The sequence below is a fragment of the Acidobacteriota bacterium genome (assembly GCA_016716715.1).
GTDB lineage: Bacteria > Acidobacteriota > Thermoanaerobaculia > UBA5066 > UBA5066 > Fen-183.
Window position 1 is genome coordinate 561,906 of record JADJVE010000001.1, and the last position, 13,901, is coordinate 575,806.

Consider the following 13,901-nt stretch of genomic DNA (forward strand, 5'->3'; position numbering starts at 1 on the left):
CGCCCCGGTCAGCGCCCTTCCAGCTCCGGCGCGAACAGGCGGTCGCGGTCGTCGAGCTCGTCGAGGAACGCGTCGTCCGCCGTCCCGTCGTCGGCCATCCGCGCGAGCCGCCAGAAGTCGCGGACGTGCCCGACGATGCGCGCGTCGGCGTAGTCGCGCGAGACCTCGTTGTCGATGAGGAACGGCCAGTCGCTCGACTGCAGGAGCAGGGCCTGGCGCTCGAGCGCGGCGAAGAGGCGCGGCGGGATCGTGTCGCGCGCCGCCTCGAACCTTTCGATCGCGAGCTCCGTTGCGGCGACCTCGCGCCAGTAGGGGACCGTGTGCTCGTTCCACCACACCTGGAAGTCGCCGCCGCGGCCCCAGGTGCCGGCCGGCATCCTGATGCCCTCGGGCCGCGTCGCGGCGAGAGCCTCGCTCGCCGTGCGCGGTACGACGCCGGAGCGCCCCGCGAGCTTCTCGAAGACGGCCGCGAGGAACTCGACGCCCTCGAACCACCAGTGCCCGAAGAGCTCGAAGTCGAACATCGCGACGACGGTCGCGCCCTCGCCGCCCGGCAGCGTGGGCGCGCTCTCGAGGAGGTGGACGAAGTGCGTCGCGTGCGCGTCGAGCGCGGCCGGGATCGAGGCAGGCTCGTATGGGAGCTTGTCGCCGAGGTCGAGGCGCGAGTCCGTGACGCGCCAGTAGCGGTGGCCGCTCGGGGCGCGCTTCTTGTGGAACTCGAGGTAGCGGCCGTCGCCCGGGTAGCCGACCTTCCCCGACCAGACCTGCTGCGAGGAGAGCGGGTCGCGCGCGAGGACGCCGACGCGCCCGCCGTCCGACGTCCGGACGGCGTGGAGCCGGTACGGCGTCGAGCCGCCCTCGGGCGTCTCGACGACGCCGCCGTACGCGGGCTCGTGCCGCCCGCCCTTCACGAGGTGCGTCTCGACGAAGAAGAAGCCGACGCCGCGCGGCGAGAGGAAGTCCTCGAGGCCGCGGCGCTCCTCGATGTGGCCGTCCGCGGGGGAGACCCACGCGCCCGCGGGCCGGTACGCGCACTCGGGCAGCCAGATCCCGCGCGCCGGGCGGCCGAAGTGCCGCGCGTGGGAGGCGAGGCCGACGTCCAGCTGGCGCTCGATCGCGCGGTCGTTCGGGAGGAGCGGAAGGAAGCCGTGCGTCGCGGCCGAGGCGATCATCTCGAGCGCGCCGCGCTCGGCGAGCTTCCGGAAGGCCGGGAGGAGGCCTCCGGGCCGCGCCGCGAAGTCCGCGCGCGCCTCCTCGTAGAACTTCGCCCAGAACGTCGCCACGGCGACCGCTCCCGCGTCGCCGAGGGCCCCGAGATTCTCGAGGTCCTTTCGCGCCGCGCCGGCGCGCTGCGCGAGGTAGGCGTCGAATCCCGGGCCGAAGCGCGCGTCCGCGAGCTGCTCGCAGAGGACGGGCGTCATTCCGACGGTCGCCTTGAGCGGCACGCCGCGGTCGAGGAGGCGCTCGGCCACGCGCAGGAACGGGAGGTACGTCTCGGCGGCGGCCTCGTAGAGCCAGTTCGCGCCGTGCGGCCACGTCCCGTGCCCGAGGACGTCGGGGATATGGCCGTGCAGGACGAGGACGAGCGTGTTCGGCGGTCGCATGAAGGGGCGGCGATTCTACGCCGCGCGCAATCGCGATCCGCTCTCAGCCGGCGACGCTGCGCGTGAGGTCGTTGAACGGGATCGGGAGCAGCTCCGCGTGCCCGCCGCCGCGGATCACGACCATGTTCTGTGAGGGAATCTTCTGCCAGTCGCCGTCGGCGGAGAGCGGCTCGGAGCACACGAGCGTCGCGGCGCCCTCCTTGCCCGGGTCGGTCATGCGGCAGACGCCGCCCTCGCAGGTGAAGTGGCGGCCGTGGCTTCCCCAGAGACTCGCGGGCACCCGGGGCGGTGTCGCGTAGCGCATGACGACCGCGCGCCGCCCGTCCGTGACGGCGAAATTGAGGTACGACGCCTCGTTGACGCCCGCGTCGTCGGCGGTCCACTCGATCTTCGCGACGACTTCCGTGAGGGCGCCGACCATGCGCTCCGTCGCGTCCTCGGCCTTCACGTTCGCGTACGCGTCGAGGAAGAGCGCGAACGCGAGCTCGGAGTCCGTCGTGCCCTGGATCGCGGCGAAGGCCTCCTCGGAGAGGCCCGCCTCGAGGCGCCTGCGGATGCGGGAAAATCCGCTGATCGCGCCGTTGTGCATGAAGGCGAACGGGCCGTACGCAAAGGGATGGCAGTTCGAGACGGAGACGGCCGTGCCCGGCGACGCCGCTCGCACGTGGGCGAGGATGCAGGGGCTCTTCGAGACGCGTGAGATGTGGAGGAGGTTCGGGTCGTTCCACGACGGGACGGGCGAGCGGTAGAGCGCCGGCTCGGGCCCGATCTCGGGGACGTACCAGCCGACTCCGAAGCCGTCGCCGTTCGTGGGGTCCTCGCGCTCCTCGGCGTGCAGGCTCTGCTTGAGGATCGAGTGCTCGGGGCGCGTCGTCAGCGAGTCGACCGTGATCGGCGGCCCGACGTAGAGGGCGAAGCGGCACATGCGGGAATCGTACGCCGCCGCGCGCTCAGACCGCCGGCCTGGCCTTCGACCGGAGGAGGCTGACCGCCGAGGATGCCGGGCCCGGCGGCGTGAAACGCAGCCAGCCGTCCGTTGGGATCGCCTCGGCGACTCGGCCGTTCGCGTCGAGGACCTTCACCCGGAAGACGAGCGGGCCCGTGTGCGGGACGCCGAGCGGGAGGCGCGCCTCGAGAACCCCGCCGGGCCCCGTGCCGAGCGCGATCCGCGCGCCGTTCACGTCCGTGACGCCGGGCGCGACGACGGCCTCGAAGGCGGCGGGCTCGGGCGCGCCCGCGACGATGAACTCCACGCGCAGCGTGAGGCCGGCGAGGGCGGACGCGCCCGATTCGCCGGGCTCGAGCCGCAGGAAGAGCGGATCCCCGGAGGCGGCCGCGCCGAAGAGCATTTCCTTCACGAGGCCCGCGCCGCGGTGCATCGTTCCCTGGGGGCGCGCCGCCGCGCGCCCGGCGCCCTCCCAGCCCGTCTCGGCCCCGTCGTCCGTGCCGTCGATCGCGGGCCAGAGCGGCAGGAGCGGAGCCTCGAACGCCGGCGCGCGCGCCGGGTCCACCGGCTCGAGGAGCTCGGCGGGCACGGGCCGCCCGGCTGCGCGGTACGCCGCCGCGAGGTGGCGCCGGAAGAGCTCGTCGAAGACGGCGTCGTGCGCCGACGTGTGGTCGTCCCCGAACCACCAGAACCAGTCCGAGGCTTCGGCGGCGAAGAGCGCGGCCTTCGCCGTCGCCGCCGCATCCGCGCGGCCCGCGAGGACCTCCGGCGGCGGGACGACGGGCGTCGCCGCGACGAACCCCGCGAGCGCGTCGCGCGCGCTCGCGAGAAGCTTCCACGCGCGGTTTTTCGCGGGCGAGCCGATCCACGTCGCGAGCGTGCCGTTCACCCACGAGCCTGCGACGAGGCCCTCGAGCGGGGTGGGCGGGATCTCGGCGAGCGCCTGCGACGGCGTCACGACGCGGATGTCGTCGCGGGTCTCGAGGGCCGCCGCGAGCGCGTTCAGGAACGGCTCGCCGTTTTCGGGATACGTCTCCCACGCGTTCTCGCCGTCGAGGATGACGGGCACGACGAGCTCGGCCTCGGGCGCCGCGTTGCGGATCGAGACGAGGCGCGCGACGAAGTCGGCCGCGGCGTCGGCGGGCTCCCACGTCGCGTATGAAAAGCCGATGCGGTCCGAGAGGACGCGGTCGCGGAAGAAGACCGCCGGCGACACGACGCCCGTGAGTTTCCACGGGCGGAAGAGCAGGCGCGCGCGGTCCCCCTCGCCGAACGACCGGCGGGAGACGGGCGGGGAGTGGAAGAGGAGCGCCTCGTCGGAGGCGACCCACGAGACGCCTGTCTCTCCGAGGAGCGCGAGCGCGGCCTCCGAGAGCGCGCCCTCGGGCGGCCACATCCCCTTGGGGCGGAAGCCGAAGTGCCGCTCGAACGTCGAGAGGCCGAGCGTGAGCTGGGAGCGCGCGTCGTCGGGGTGCGAGAAGCGCGGCGAGGGGAGCGGCGCGTCGGGCAGCGACTGGCGCGCGACGCTCGAGTCCGCGAGCAGCGGGAGGATCGGGTGGTGGTACGGGCTCGTCGCCGCCTCGACGTTTCCGCTCGCGAACGCCGCCTTCCACGCGGGCAGCACCTCGCCGAGCGCCGCGGCCTGCCGGTCGAGGAGGGATGTCTTGTCCTCCTCCGTGAACGCGTGCCCCCGCTTCCTCAGGTGGACGAGGAGCGGGTCCTTCAGGAGCGCGGGGCTCGACCACGCGAGGTGAAAGAGGACGACGAGGTCGCGGAAGTCGGCCTCGGAGAAGCGGCCTCGCCCGCCTCGGCGCGCATCTTGAGGTTGGCGTACCGCGGGAAGCGCGCGAGGACGCGGTCGTTCACGGAGAAGAAGTTCTCGAGGACGAAGCGCGCCGCGCCCGAGTCCCACTGCGACACGGGCGTCCTCGCGATCTCGAGGAACGCGTCCGACCCGCCCTTCGTGAGCATCTCGATCTGGTCGAGGAGCCCCGGCACGAGGTTCGCGGCGTGCGGCACGCGCGGGTGCGCCGAGAAGAGGGCGGGCAGCGAGGCGTAGTCCTTGAGGGCGTGGAGGCGCACCCAGGGCAGCTGCGCCGGCTGGCCGTCGAACGTCACGTACCACGGCTGGTGGAAGTGCCAGAGGAAGAAGACGCGGAGAGGCGGCGAGGCCAAAGCGGTCCCGTTTTACAGAACCGCGGCGGGCGGCACAAGGGAGGCCGCGGCTGCTAGAATGCGCGTCCCCCGGGCCCCCGGATGAGTTCGGGTCCCGCGCGACGGTCCCCTCCGAACCGTGTCAGGTCCGGAAGGAAGCAGCACTCAGGAGTAAGGCCCGGGCGCCGCGGATCGCCCGGACTCATCGGGGGGCTCGGGGGTCTTTTTTTCGAGTACAGTCACCCCCCGTGAGCGACGCGAACTGGGTCCCCCTCGCCCGCAAATGGCGCCCGCGCACGTTCGCGGACGTGGTCGGCCAGGAGGAGATCGTCCGGGCCCTCACGAACGCCGTGACGGCCGACCGGCTCGCCCACGCGTACCTGTTCTCGGGCCCGCGCGGCGTCGGCAAGACGACGACGGCGCGCCTCCTCGCGGCAGCCATCAACTGCAACACGTCCGACCGTCCCACGGCGACGCCCTGCGGGACGTGCGCCTCGTGCACGGAGGTCCTCGAGGGGCGCTCGATCGACGCGCTCGAGATCGACGGCGCCACGCACGGCAAGGTCGACCAGGCGCGCGATCTCATCGAGGTCGTCTCGTACGCGCCCTCGCGCGACCGCCGCAAGGTCTTCATCATCGACGAGGTCCACGCGATCTCGTCGGCCGCGTTCCAGGCCCTCCTCAAGACGCTCGAGGAGCCGCCCTCGCACGCCGTCTTCATTCTCGCGACGACCGAGCGCCACAAGATTCCGGCCACGATCCTCTCGCGCTGCCAGCGCTTCGACTTCCGCCGTCTCACGGACGACGAAGTCGCCGACCGGCTCGCGGACGTGGCGGGGCGCGAGGGCTTTGCCGTCGTCGAGTCCGCCTCGGCCGCGAAGAAGGGGTCGCCTTTCGTCGAGCGCCCCGCGCTCGGCGCGCTCGCGGCCGCGGCGACGGGCAGCCTCCGCGACGGGCTTTCCCTGTTCGACCAGGCCGCCGCGCGCTCGGGCGGCAGCGTGACCGCCGCCGACGTCGCGGCGCTCCTCGGCGCGCCCGACCGCACCGCGCTCGTCGCGCTCCTCGCGTCGGTGCTGTCGGGCGACCGCGCCGGCGTCCTCAAGGGCTGCGCCGAGCTGGACGCGGCCGGCGCGGACCCGCGCTCGACGCTCCACGACCTGACCGCCCTCGTCCGCGGCGCCGTGCGCCTCGCGGCCGACCCGGCCGCGCTGCCGCCTCCCGGGCTCTCCGAGGACGGCGCCGCGCGCCTCGCCGGATTCGCGCGCGTGACGCCCTACCAGACGCTCCTGCGCCTCCTGACGCTCCTCTCCGAGTCCGACGGCACGCTCAGAAGGTCCGACGTGCCCGCGCTCGCGTTCGAAGTGCTCCTGCTGCGGCTCGCGGAGCTTCCGAAGCTCGTCGGAATAGAAGAGTTTCTTTCTGGTCGGACGGGGGGAGGGGGATTTTCTTCGAAAGGTGAAGGGGGCGAGGCCCGCGCGAGCGGCGGAGGGGCGGCGGGGCCCGCCTCGCGCGCGACCAGCGAGCCGGCCGCGTCCGAATATTCACCTTCTAAGAAATCTTCTGCTGCGGTGGCGGTTGCTACGCCAAAGCACGAGGCGCACGGTCGCGTCCCGATGCCGTCCGAAGCAGAAAATTCTTCTTCCTCTTCCGAAGAGGTGCCCCGTTTCGTCGGCCTGACGCCTCTCGAGATCATCCCCGAGCCCCTCGCGACCCCCGACCCCGCGGGCGCGTTCCGCGCGGCCGTCGAGAAGAAGAACTCGCAGCTCGGCGCGGTTCTCGAGGACACGTCGATCACGCTCGAGGGCAAGGTCGTGCGAATCCTCCTCGACCCGCCGAGCACGATCGTCGAGAAGCGGCTCGCCGAGCCGGCCGTCGCGCGCGTCCTCGAAGAAGCCGCGCTCAAGGTCGTCGGCCGCGGCGCGAAGGTCGTCGTCGAGAACGCCTCGCCTCCGGGCGGCGACCTCACGGCCGCCGCCGCCGCCGCGGACCCCGCGGCTCTCGAGAAGGAGCACCTCCGGCACAAGGTCGCGTCCGACGAGCGCGTGAAGAAGATGATGGATCTCTTCGGCGGCGAGATCGCGGACGTCAAGCGCGACGACGGCTCCGGCCGGCCCAAGGGCCGCTGAATGGCGTCCCTCCCGGCCCTCGACCGCCTCGTGGCGGCCCTCGAGAAGCTGCCCGGCATCGGCCCGAAGAGCGCCCGGCGCATCGCGCATTTCCTGCTCGCGGCGCCGGAGTTCGACGCGGCGATGCTGACGTCCGCCGTGACGGAGGCCCGGGCGAAGACGCGCGATTGCGGCGTCTGCCACGCCCTCACGGAAGACGACCCCTGCTCGGTCTGCGCCGACCCGGCTCGGGACGGGCGCGTCCTCGCGGTGGTCGAGGAGGCGTTCGACGTGGACGTCCTCGAGCGCACGCACGAGTTCCGGGGGCGCTACCACGTCCTCGGCGGCGCGCTCGCGCCGCTCCGGGGCATCGGCCCCGACGATCTGAGCGTGGCCGACCTCGTCCTCCGGGTCGAGAAGGCCGCTCCCGAGACGCGCATCGAGGAAGTCCTGATCGCCACGAACCCGAACGTCGAGGGGGAGGCCACGGCCCTCTATCTGGCCCGCCGCCTGAAGCCGCTCGGGGTGCGGGTGACCCGCCTCGCGCTGGGCCTCCCGGTGGGCGCGGCGCTCGAATTCGCCGACGACGTGACGCTTTCCCGGTCCCTCGCGGGCCGCCGGGAGATGTGATCGGGTAAACTGTCCCGAAACGCATGTCCGATTTCGTTCTCTTCGACGAGGAGTTCCATCAGATCAAGGACGTCATCGGACGTCTGAAGGTGGACGCCCAGGCGAAGGTCGTCTTCATCGTCGACAAGAACGGGCAACAGATCGCCGCCATGGGCGACATGGAGTCTCTCGACACGACGTCGCTCGCCTCGCTCACGGCCGGCAACGTCGCCGCGACGGACGGCCTCGCGCGCCTGATCGGCGAAAAGGAATTTCCGGTCCTCTTCCACGAGGGCGAGCGCGACAACGTCTACATCTCCATCGTCGGCCAGCGCGTCATCCTCGTCGTCATCTTCGACGAGCGCTCCTCGCTCGGGCTCGTGAGGCTCCGCGTCCGCAAGGCGAACGCCGAGCTCGAACGCATCTTCGAGACCATTCAGAAGAAAGTGGAGTCCGAGAAGGTCCGCAGGCAGGAAGGCTACGACTCACCCTTCGCCGAGATCACCGACGAAGACATCGACAGCCTCTTCCGGGAGTAGCGCAGCTCGATGACGTTCATCAACTACGCGGCCCGCGAGATCAACTGCAAGATCGTCTTCTACGGTCCCGGCCTCTGCGGCAAGACCACGAATCTGCAGTACATCTACGACCGCACGAATCCCGCGGCGAAGGGAAAGCTCATCTCCCTCGCGACGGAGACGGACCGCACGCTGTTCTTCGACTTTCTCCCGCTCGACCTCGGGACGGTGCGGGGCTTCAAGACGCGGTTCCACCTCTACACGGTCCCCGGCCAGGTCTTCTACGACGCGAGCCGCAAGCTCATCCTCAAGGGTGTCGACGGCGTCGTCTTCGTGGCCGACTCGCAGGAAGCGCGCATGGACGCGAACATCGAGTCGCTCCAGAACCTGGACAAGAACCTCGCCGAGCACGGGTTCGACCTCCAGGTCATCCCGTACGTCCTCCAGCTCAACAAGCGCGACCTCCCGACGGCGATGCCCGCCGAGGAGCTCTACCGCCAGCTGAACTTCAAGGGCGAGCCGACGTTCGAGGCGATCGCTCCGACCGGCCAGGGCGTCTTCGACACGCTCAAGGCCGTGGCGAAGCAAGTCCTCATGGAGCTCCGGAAGAAGTAGGCCCGTGGACCCGCTCGCGCTCCGGGACATGGGCGAGCGTCTCGACGCGTTCCTCTCCGCCGAGGGCGTGGGCGACCGGTCCGGACGCGTTCGTCCGGCTCGTGCGGTCGGCGCGCATCATCGCCGCCCGTCCGTCCGAGGCCATCCCGCTCGTCGACGCCCTGAATGCCGACGCCGCGTGGAAGGCGCGCTTCCACGCCGCGTTCGCGGCGCTCCTCTCGGAGACCGATTCCACGGCGCTCTTCGGCGAGACGGGCATCCCGTCCGAGCGCGGCTTTCTCGCCGAGTTGTCCAACCGCATCTCGAGCCGCTTCCTGCCCGAGCCGCGCGACGACCGTGACCTCTCGCGCGTCGTGAGGCGCCTCTTCAAGAGCGCGTCGGACGTCGACGCCCTGAAGGAGCGCGACCCGCGCGTCATTCACGGCCTCGTCGAGCTCTTCGCGGGCGCGGGGGCCGGGGCCTGGGCGCCCCTGCGGCAGGGCTTCGCGGACGGCTTCCGGCTGCTCGCCGCGCGCGTCCTCGCGCACGGGCTCTCGCGCGACCTGCGCGCGCGCGGCACCGGAATGCGGGTGGCCGAGTCGCCCTTCTATCGACTGAAGAGCTCCGCCGACGCGCTTCTCGAGGCGTGGGCCGCGGGCGGCGACGTGCGCGCGGCGTCCGCCGCGTTCCGAAAGAATTCGGGCGAATGCCGCAAGGAGGCGCGGGCCGTCCAGCAGGGCCTCGAGGACGCGGGCGTCAGCGTCCAGAGCGTCTTCGACCTCGAGGTCGTGGACCGTTGCCTCACGCGCATGGCCCTCATGGCCGACGTGATCGACGCGGCGCCCGGGGGCGAGACCTCGCGCGCGGCCCACCGCCTCCTCGTGCGCCTCGCGACGCTCGCGCAGCAGGACCGCTCCGTCCGGCACCTCGTGAAGTGGAACCTTCACCTCCTCGACCGCAAGATCGTCGAGCGCTCCGGCGAGACGGGCGAGCACTACGTCGCGACGGACAAGAAGGACTACCGGCACATCTGGACGGCGGCTGCGGGCGGCGGCGCGCTGACGGTCCTGACCGCCGCGATCAAGATGGTCGTGCACGAGCTCCACCTGGCGCCGTTTCCGGAGAGCTTTCTCTACGGCCTCAACTACGCCGTGAGCTTCCTCGCCCTCCAGGCGTTCGGCCTCATCCTCGCGACGAAGCAGCCCGCGATGACGGCCGCGACGCTCGCGAAGATCATCCAGTCGAGCGAGGGCGAGGACCGGCTCGAGCGCGTCGCGACGTTCTTCTCGCGTCTCACGAGCTCGCAGATCGCGGCGGCGGCCGCGAACGTCCTCGCCGTCGCCGCCGGCGCGACGCTGTTCGACGGGCTCTGGCGCCTCGCGTCGGGCCACGCGTACCTCGATCCGGAGGTCGCGGCGCACACGTTCGAGACGCTCAGCCCGCTCGACAGCGGGACGGTCTTCTTCGCCGCCCTCACGGGAGTCCTCCTCTGGATGGGAAGCGTCGCGGGCGGCTGGTTCGAGAACTGGGTCACCGTGCACCGCCTGCCCGAGGCGCTCGCGGAGAAGAAGCCGGGCGGACTCTTCTCGAGGGAGCGCCTCCAGCGCATCGGCGCCTCGCTGAGTCGAAACGCGTCGGGCTGGGGCACGAACGTCGCGCTCGGGTTCCTGCTCGGCTTCGCGCCGGCCGTCGGTCGGTTCTTCGGCATCCCGTTCGACGTCCGGCACGTGACGCTCTCGACGGGCACGCTCGCGCTCTCGGCCGCGGGCCTCGGGGAGAGGTGGCTCCTCGGCGGGTGGTTCTACCGCGCGCTCGGCGGCATCGCCGTCATGTTCGTCCTGAACCTGACGGTCGCCTTCACGCTCTCCCTCGTCAACGCGGCCCGCGCCTTCGAGATGACGAACCAGGACCTCTGGGGCGTCCTCAAGCACGTCTTCACGCACTTCCGGAAGAACCCGCTCTCGTTCGTCCTGCCGCCGAAGGCGGCGCCGGACGAGGCGTCTCCGAAGGAGGCTCCTCCGGGTCAGTAGTGGTAGCGCGCCTGCAGGAAGTCGACGCTGTCGTCGCGGACGAGATAGACGAGGCGATGTTCTTCGGTCAGCCGTCGCGACCAGGCGCCTTTGTGAAGATGGCGGAGCGGCTCGGGCTTTCCGATTCCTTTGAAGGGGTCGCGGAGGACCGCCTCGACCAGATCGAGCGCCCGCAGTGCGGTCTTCCTGTTGGTATCCACCCAGAAACGGAGATCCTCCAGGAACTCCTTGTGAAAGATGGCGACCCTTGGTCGGGTGTTCACCGAGCGCGCTTCGGGCGCGCCGGGACGAGCCCGAGCTTCTTCCGAAGAGCGTCCGGCGACGACCCCTTCAGCTTCCTCGTGGTCGCGCGGTTGAGGGCCGCGAGAAGCCGGGAGGCGTTCCTGGGCGACCGGAGAAGGTGCGCGGTCTCCTCGAGGCTTCGGAGCTCGGCGGCCGAAACGAGTGCAACGTCCTCGGCTCCGCGGCGGCGGATGATCACCGAGTAGCGGTCTTGGACGACGGCCTCACAAAGAGAGGCGAAGTGAGCGCGCGCATGGGTGTATGTCGCTTCGATCGTCATGGGTCACCTGTACAGGAGTACGGTACAGGATCGCGGGCACGAATTCAACGCAACGCGGGCGGTGCCGCGGGCCCGCCCGCGGGCGAGCCCTTCCTGTAGACGTCCTCCCAGAACGCGAGCGTTCCGTCCGTGCTCGCGAGGGCCGTCGTGTAGATGAGCCAGACGGGGACGCGCGGCTTCAGCAGGACGACCTTCGGTCGCTCCGCCTCCATCGCCGCGGCGATCGCGGGGGTGCCCCAGCCGGGCGTGCCCCTCAGCAGGAACTCCGCGAGGGCCGGCGGGTCCGAGACGCGCACGCAGCCGTGCGAGAAGTCGCGCCGGTCGCGTGAAAAGAGCGACTTCGCCGGCGTGTCGTGGAGGTAGACGGACTCGGAGTTCGGGAAGATGAACTTCACCCGCCCGAGGGCGTTGCGCGGGCCGGGCTTCTGGCGGACGCCGAGCTTCCCGGCGCGGAGCTTCTCGACGTTCTCGGGCGTCGCCGGGAGGCCGGGCTTCGAGTCATCGCTCGTCGCCGTGAGCTCGAGATCCTTCGTGTCGAAGTACGCGGGGTTCTTCGCGTACGCCGGGAGCATCTCCTTCACGACGATGCTGCGCGGTACGTACCAGTAAGGCCGGAAGACGAGGTACGAGATCTCGGCGGCGAGGACTGGCGTGCGCGTCCGCGCGGCCTTCCCGACGACGACGGGCATCGTGAGCGTCGCCTTCTTCCCGCGGTCGGCGGCCGTCCAGGCGTAGAGCTGGAACGCCGGGATGTTCACGATGACAATGGACTCGGCGTCCGGCACTGGGATCGTCGCGAGCCACTTCAGGGACTCCTCGATCTCCTGCAGCCGCTTCGTGTACGGGTGGTTCAGCGCGGCGAGCGTCGGCGGGGCCGATCACGCCGTCGGAGCGAGGCCGTGGCGGCCCTGGAACGTTTTTGACGGCGTCCACGAGCGCGCCGCCGTAGGTGCCGTCGGCAGGGGTCGCGGCGCCTTCCGGCAGGTCGCCGACGTCCTTGAGGATCTCCGCGAGGGGCGCGACGCCGGGGTACGCGTCGCCCGGCTTGACTTTCTTCACGGCGGGGACTGCCCGGGCCAGGGCTTCTTGGCGAGCGCCTGGTAGCGGGGAAGGTGCGCCGCGAGCCAGTCGTACACGGCGACGCGCGTGGGAGGGGGAGCCTGTGCGCGGGCGCCCAGGGTGCAGGCGCATAACGCCAAAGTACTGAAAACAAAGGTGAGGCGTCTCATTGGTAGCCGGAGGTTGTTCCATCTGGCTCCGGCTGTCAAAATCGCGGCGCTTGAAGGCCCCCTCGACCTTTCACGGCGCCGCCTCTGCACGTCCGTCCTCGCCGTAGCGGCCGCCTCCCTCCTCCCGAAGCCGCTGCAGGCCTCGCTGGAGAAGCTCGCCCGCGAGTCCGCGGGGGAGACCGGCGTGCGCGCGCTCGCGTTCCGCAACACGCACACGAACGAGAAGCTCGACGCGCCGTACTGGATTGCGGGGCGCTACCAGGAGTCCGGCCTCACCGCGATCGACTGGATCCTGCGCGACCACCGCACGGGCGACGTCCAGCGCATCGACCCGAAGCCTCCTCGATCTCCTGCACCTCCTGAAGCTGCAGGCGGCGGGCGAGGATTCGCCCGCCGTATACGAGATCGTCTCGGGCTACCGGTCGCCGCGCTCGAACGAGCTGCTGCGCAACCGCTCCGGCGCCGTCGCGCGGCACAGCCTGCACCTCAAGGGCATGGCGGCCGACGTGCGGCTCGCGGGAGTCCCGCTCACCCGCCTGCGCGCGGCCGCGCTCGACCTCAAGCTCGGCGGCGTCGGCTACTACACCGACCAGTTCCTGCACGTCGACACCGGCCGCGTCCGCAGCTGGTAGGAACGCCCCCGGCGGGCGCCGCGCCACACCTTACTCGCACGCGCGTTGACGGCGTCCACGATACAGGTCATAATGACCAGAGAGGTCATAATATGGCCAGGCCGGCAAGCCCCGTTTCCGTCGTCGAGGCGAAAGCGCGGTTCTCCGAAATCGTGCGCCAGGCGGAGGCCGGCGCCATCGTCATGATCCGCAGGCACGGCCGGGACGTGGCGGCCGTCGTGCCCGCGAAGGACGCCGAGCGCGTGGGCCGGCTCCGGGCGGCGGGGCCTGAAAAGGGACTCGCCTCCGTGGCGGGGGGCTGGAAGGGCGCCGAAGACCTCGTCTCGAGCCTCGATTCGACCGGACGTTCCGCTCCGCGCCGGCGGCCGCGCCTCGGGCGTTGAATGGCCTTTCTCTTCGACACGGACGCCGTTGCGGAGGTCCTGCGGGAGCGGCCGGCTCCGGAGTTCATTCAGTGGCTTCGGACCGTGCCGCGTGAGGATCAGTTCACGGGCGCCGTCGTCGCGGCGGAGCTCTACCGGGGAGCGTCCCGGTCCGGGCGTGCCCGGTTTCACCTCGAGAACATCGAGAAGCGCGTCCTGCCGAGCGTCACCGTCCTTCCGTTCGACGTGGCGGTGGCGCGCGTCTACGGCGAGATCGAGGCCGGTCTGAAGAGCGGTCACTCCCTCGCGGACGCGGACCTCCAGATCGCCGCGACCGCGATCCGCCACGGCCTCGAGCTCGTGACCGGGAGAACCGGGCACTTCGAGACGGTGCCCGGCCTCGTCCTCTGTCGCGTCCTTGGCGGCCGACAACCCACCGAGGCGCGACCTGCCGAGCCGCAACCCGCCGAGGAGCAACCTGCCGAGGAGTTGCCCCGTGACATCCACGCCGCGATGGCCGCGACCGAGATGTACCGCTGGCAGCCGGAGGAAGATT

At 71.2% G+C, this 13,901-nt stretch carries 15 protein-coding genes, 1 other RNA gene and 1 pseudogene; 10 read left to right on the forward strand and 7 right to left on the reverse strand.

Annotation, left to right across the window (positions count from 1 at the left end; translation table 11 throughout):
- Nucleotides 1-8: 8 nt before the first annotated feature.
- From IPL89_02475 to IPL89_02490, 4 genes are all read right to left on the reverse strand, one after another.
- Nucleotides 9-1,604, reverse strand: a complete 1,596-nt coding sequence (locus IPL89_02475; GenBank protein MBK9062053.1) for a DUF1957 domain-containing protein — start codon at nt 1,602-1,604, stop codon at nt 9-11.
- Between the two features lie 43 nt (nt 1,605-1,647).
- The gene (locus IPL89_02480) at nt 1,648-2,529 is read right to left on the reverse strand and encodes a class II glutamine amidotransferase (protein ID MBK9062054.1); all 882 of its coding nucleotides are present in this window, start codon (nt 2,527-2,529) and stop codon (nt 1,648-1,650) included.
- A 25-nt stretch (nt 2,530-2,554) separates the two neighbouring features.
- On the reverse strand, nt 2,555-4,174 hold the full coding sequence (locus IPL89_02485; GenBank protein MBK9062055.1) for a hypothetical protein: 1,620 nt from the start codon (nt 4,172-4,174) through the stop codon (nt 2,555-2,557).
- 98 nt (nt 4,175-4,272) lie between these two features.
- Nucleotides 4,273-4,725, reverse strand: a complete 453-nt coding sequence (locus IPL89_02490) for a hypothetical protein (protein ID MBK9062056.1) — start codon at nt 4,723-4,725, stop codon at nt 4,273-4,275.
- Between the two features lie 85 nt (nt 4,726-4,810).
- Between IPL89_02490 and ffs the strand changes: the two genes are divergently transcribed.
- The 6 genes from ffs to IPL89_02520 all read left to right on the forward strand — a co-directional run bounded on the left by ffs (nt 4,811) and on the right by IPL89_02520 (nt 10,560).
- An RNA gene (gene ffs / locus IPL89_02495) (signal recognition particle sRNA small type) lies at nt 4,811-4,909 on the forward strand.
- A gap of 43 nt (nt 4,910-4,952) precedes the next feature.
- Nucleotides 4,953-6,830, forward strand: a complete 1,878-nt coding sequence (gene dnaX, locus IPL89_02500) for a DNA polymerase III subunit gamma/tau (protein ID MBK9062057.1) — start codon at nt 4,953-4,955, stop codon at nt 6,828-6,830.
- Complete coding sequence (recR, locus tag IPL89_02505) at nt 6,831-7,439, forward strand: recombination protein RecR (protein MBK9062058.1); 609 nt, start codon at nt 6,831-6,833, stop codon at nt 7,437-7,439.
- Between the two features lie 23 nt (nt 7,440-7,462).
- A complete protein-coding gene (locus tag IPL89_02510) occupies nt 7,463-7,957 on the forward strand; it encodes a roadblock/LC7 domain-containing protein (GenBank protein ID MBK9062059.1) in 495 nt (164 codons plus the stop codon).
- A gap of 9 nt (nt 7,958-7,966) precedes the next feature.
- Nucleotides 7,967-8,551 (forward strand): GTPase domain-containing protein, encoded by a 585-nt coding sequence (locus IPL89_02515; protein ID MBK9062060.1) that lies wholly within the window; start codon nt 7,967-7,969, stop codon nt 8,549-8,551.
- A gap of 101 nt (nt 8,552-8,652) precedes the next feature.
- Nucleotides 8,653-10,560, forward strand: a complete 1,908-nt coding sequence (locus IPL89_02520) for a hypothetical protein (protein MBK9062061.1) — start codon at nt 8,653-8,655, stop codon at nt 10,558-10,560.
- On the opposite strand, the gene IPL89_02525 is transcribed toward IPL89_02520, so the two are convergent.
- Genes IPL89_02525 through IPL89_02535 form a run of 3 tightly spaced genes read right to left on the reverse strand, consistent with a single transcriptional unit; the run spans nt 10,554 to nt 11,880 of the window.
- Complete coding sequence (locus IPL89_02525; protein ID MBK9062062.1) at nt 10,554-10,823, reverse strand: Txe/YoeB family addiction module toxin; 270 nt, start codon at nt 10,821-10,823, stop codon at nt 10,554-10,556. The genes IPL89_02520 and IPL89_02525 overlap by 7 nt on opposite strands.
- The gene (locus tag IPL89_02530) at nt 10,820-11,122 is read right to left on the reverse strand and encodes a type II toxin-antitoxin system prevent-host-death family antitoxin (protein ID MBK9062063.1); all 303 of its coding nucleotides are present in this window, start codon (nt 11,120-11,122) and stop codon (nt 10,820-10,822) included. The genes IPL89_02525 and IPL89_02530 overlap by 4 nt, the downstream gene beginning before the upstream one ends.
- A 44-nt stretch (nt 11,123-11,166) precedes the next feature.
- A complete protein-coding gene (locus IPL89_02535) occupies nt 11,167-11,880 on the reverse strand; it encodes a L,D-transpeptidase family protein (protein MBK9062064.1) in 714 nt (237 codons plus the stop codon).
- Between IPL89_02535 and IPL89_02540 the strand changes: the two genes are divergently transcribed.
- From IPL89_02540 to IPL89_02555, 4 genes and pseudogenes are all read left to right on the forward strand, one after another.
- On the forward strand, nt 11,873-12,226 hold the full coding sequence (locus IPL89_02540) for a hypothetical protein (GenBank protein MBK9062065.1): 354 nt from the start codon (nt 11,873-11,875) through the stop codon (nt 12,224-12,226). The genes IPL89_02535 and IPL89_02540 overlap by 8 nt on opposite strands.
- 165 nt (nt 12,227-12,391) lie before the next feature.
- A pseudogene (locus tag IPL89_02545) lies at nt 12,392-12,983 on the forward strand (DUF882 domain-containing protein).
- A gap of 92 nt (nt 12,984-13,075) precedes the next feature.
- Nucleotides 13,076-13,366, forward strand: a complete 291-nt coding sequence (locus IPL89_02550; GenBank protein ID MBK9062066.1) for a type II toxin-antitoxin system prevent-host-death family antitoxin — start codon at nt 13,076-13,078, stop codon at nt 13,364-13,366.
- Nucleotides 13,367-13,901: PIN domain-containing protein (locus tag IPL89_02555; protein MBK9062067.1), on the forward strand; the 535-nt coding region annotated here is incomplete at its 3' end.

Coding starts and splice junctions, on each gene's coding strand:
- IPL89_02550 (MBK9062066.1), top strand. CDS start 13,076: ATGGCCAGGCCGGCAAGCCCCGTTTCCGTCGTCGAGGCGAAAGCGCGG.
- IPL89_02515 (MBK9062060.1), top strand. CDS start 7,967: ATGACGTTCATCAACTACGCGGCCCGCGAGATCAACTGCAAGATCGTC.
- IPL89_02475 (MBK9062053.1), bottom strand. CDS start 1,604: ATGCGACCGCCGAACACGCTCGTCCTCGTCCTGCACGGCCATATCCCC.
- IPL89_02530 (MBK9062063.1), bottom strand. CDS start 11,122: ATGACGATCGAAGCGACATACACCCATGCGCGCGCTCACTTCGCCTCT.
- IPL89_02480 (MBK9062054.1), bottom strand. CDS start 2,529: ATGTGCCGCTTCGCCCTCTACGTCGGGCCGCCGATCACGGTCGACTCG.
- IPL89_02540 (MBK9062065.1), top strand. CDS start 11,873: ATGTTCACGATGACAATGGACTCGGCGTCCGGCACTGGGATCGTCGCG.
- IPL89_02510 (MBK9062059.1), top strand. CDS start 7,463: ATGTCCGATTTCGTTCTCTTCGACGAGGAGTTCCATCAGATCAAGGAC.
- recR (MBK9062058.1), top strand. CDS start 6,831: ATGGCGTCCCTCCCGGCCCTCGACCGCCTCGTGGCGGCCCTCGAGAAG.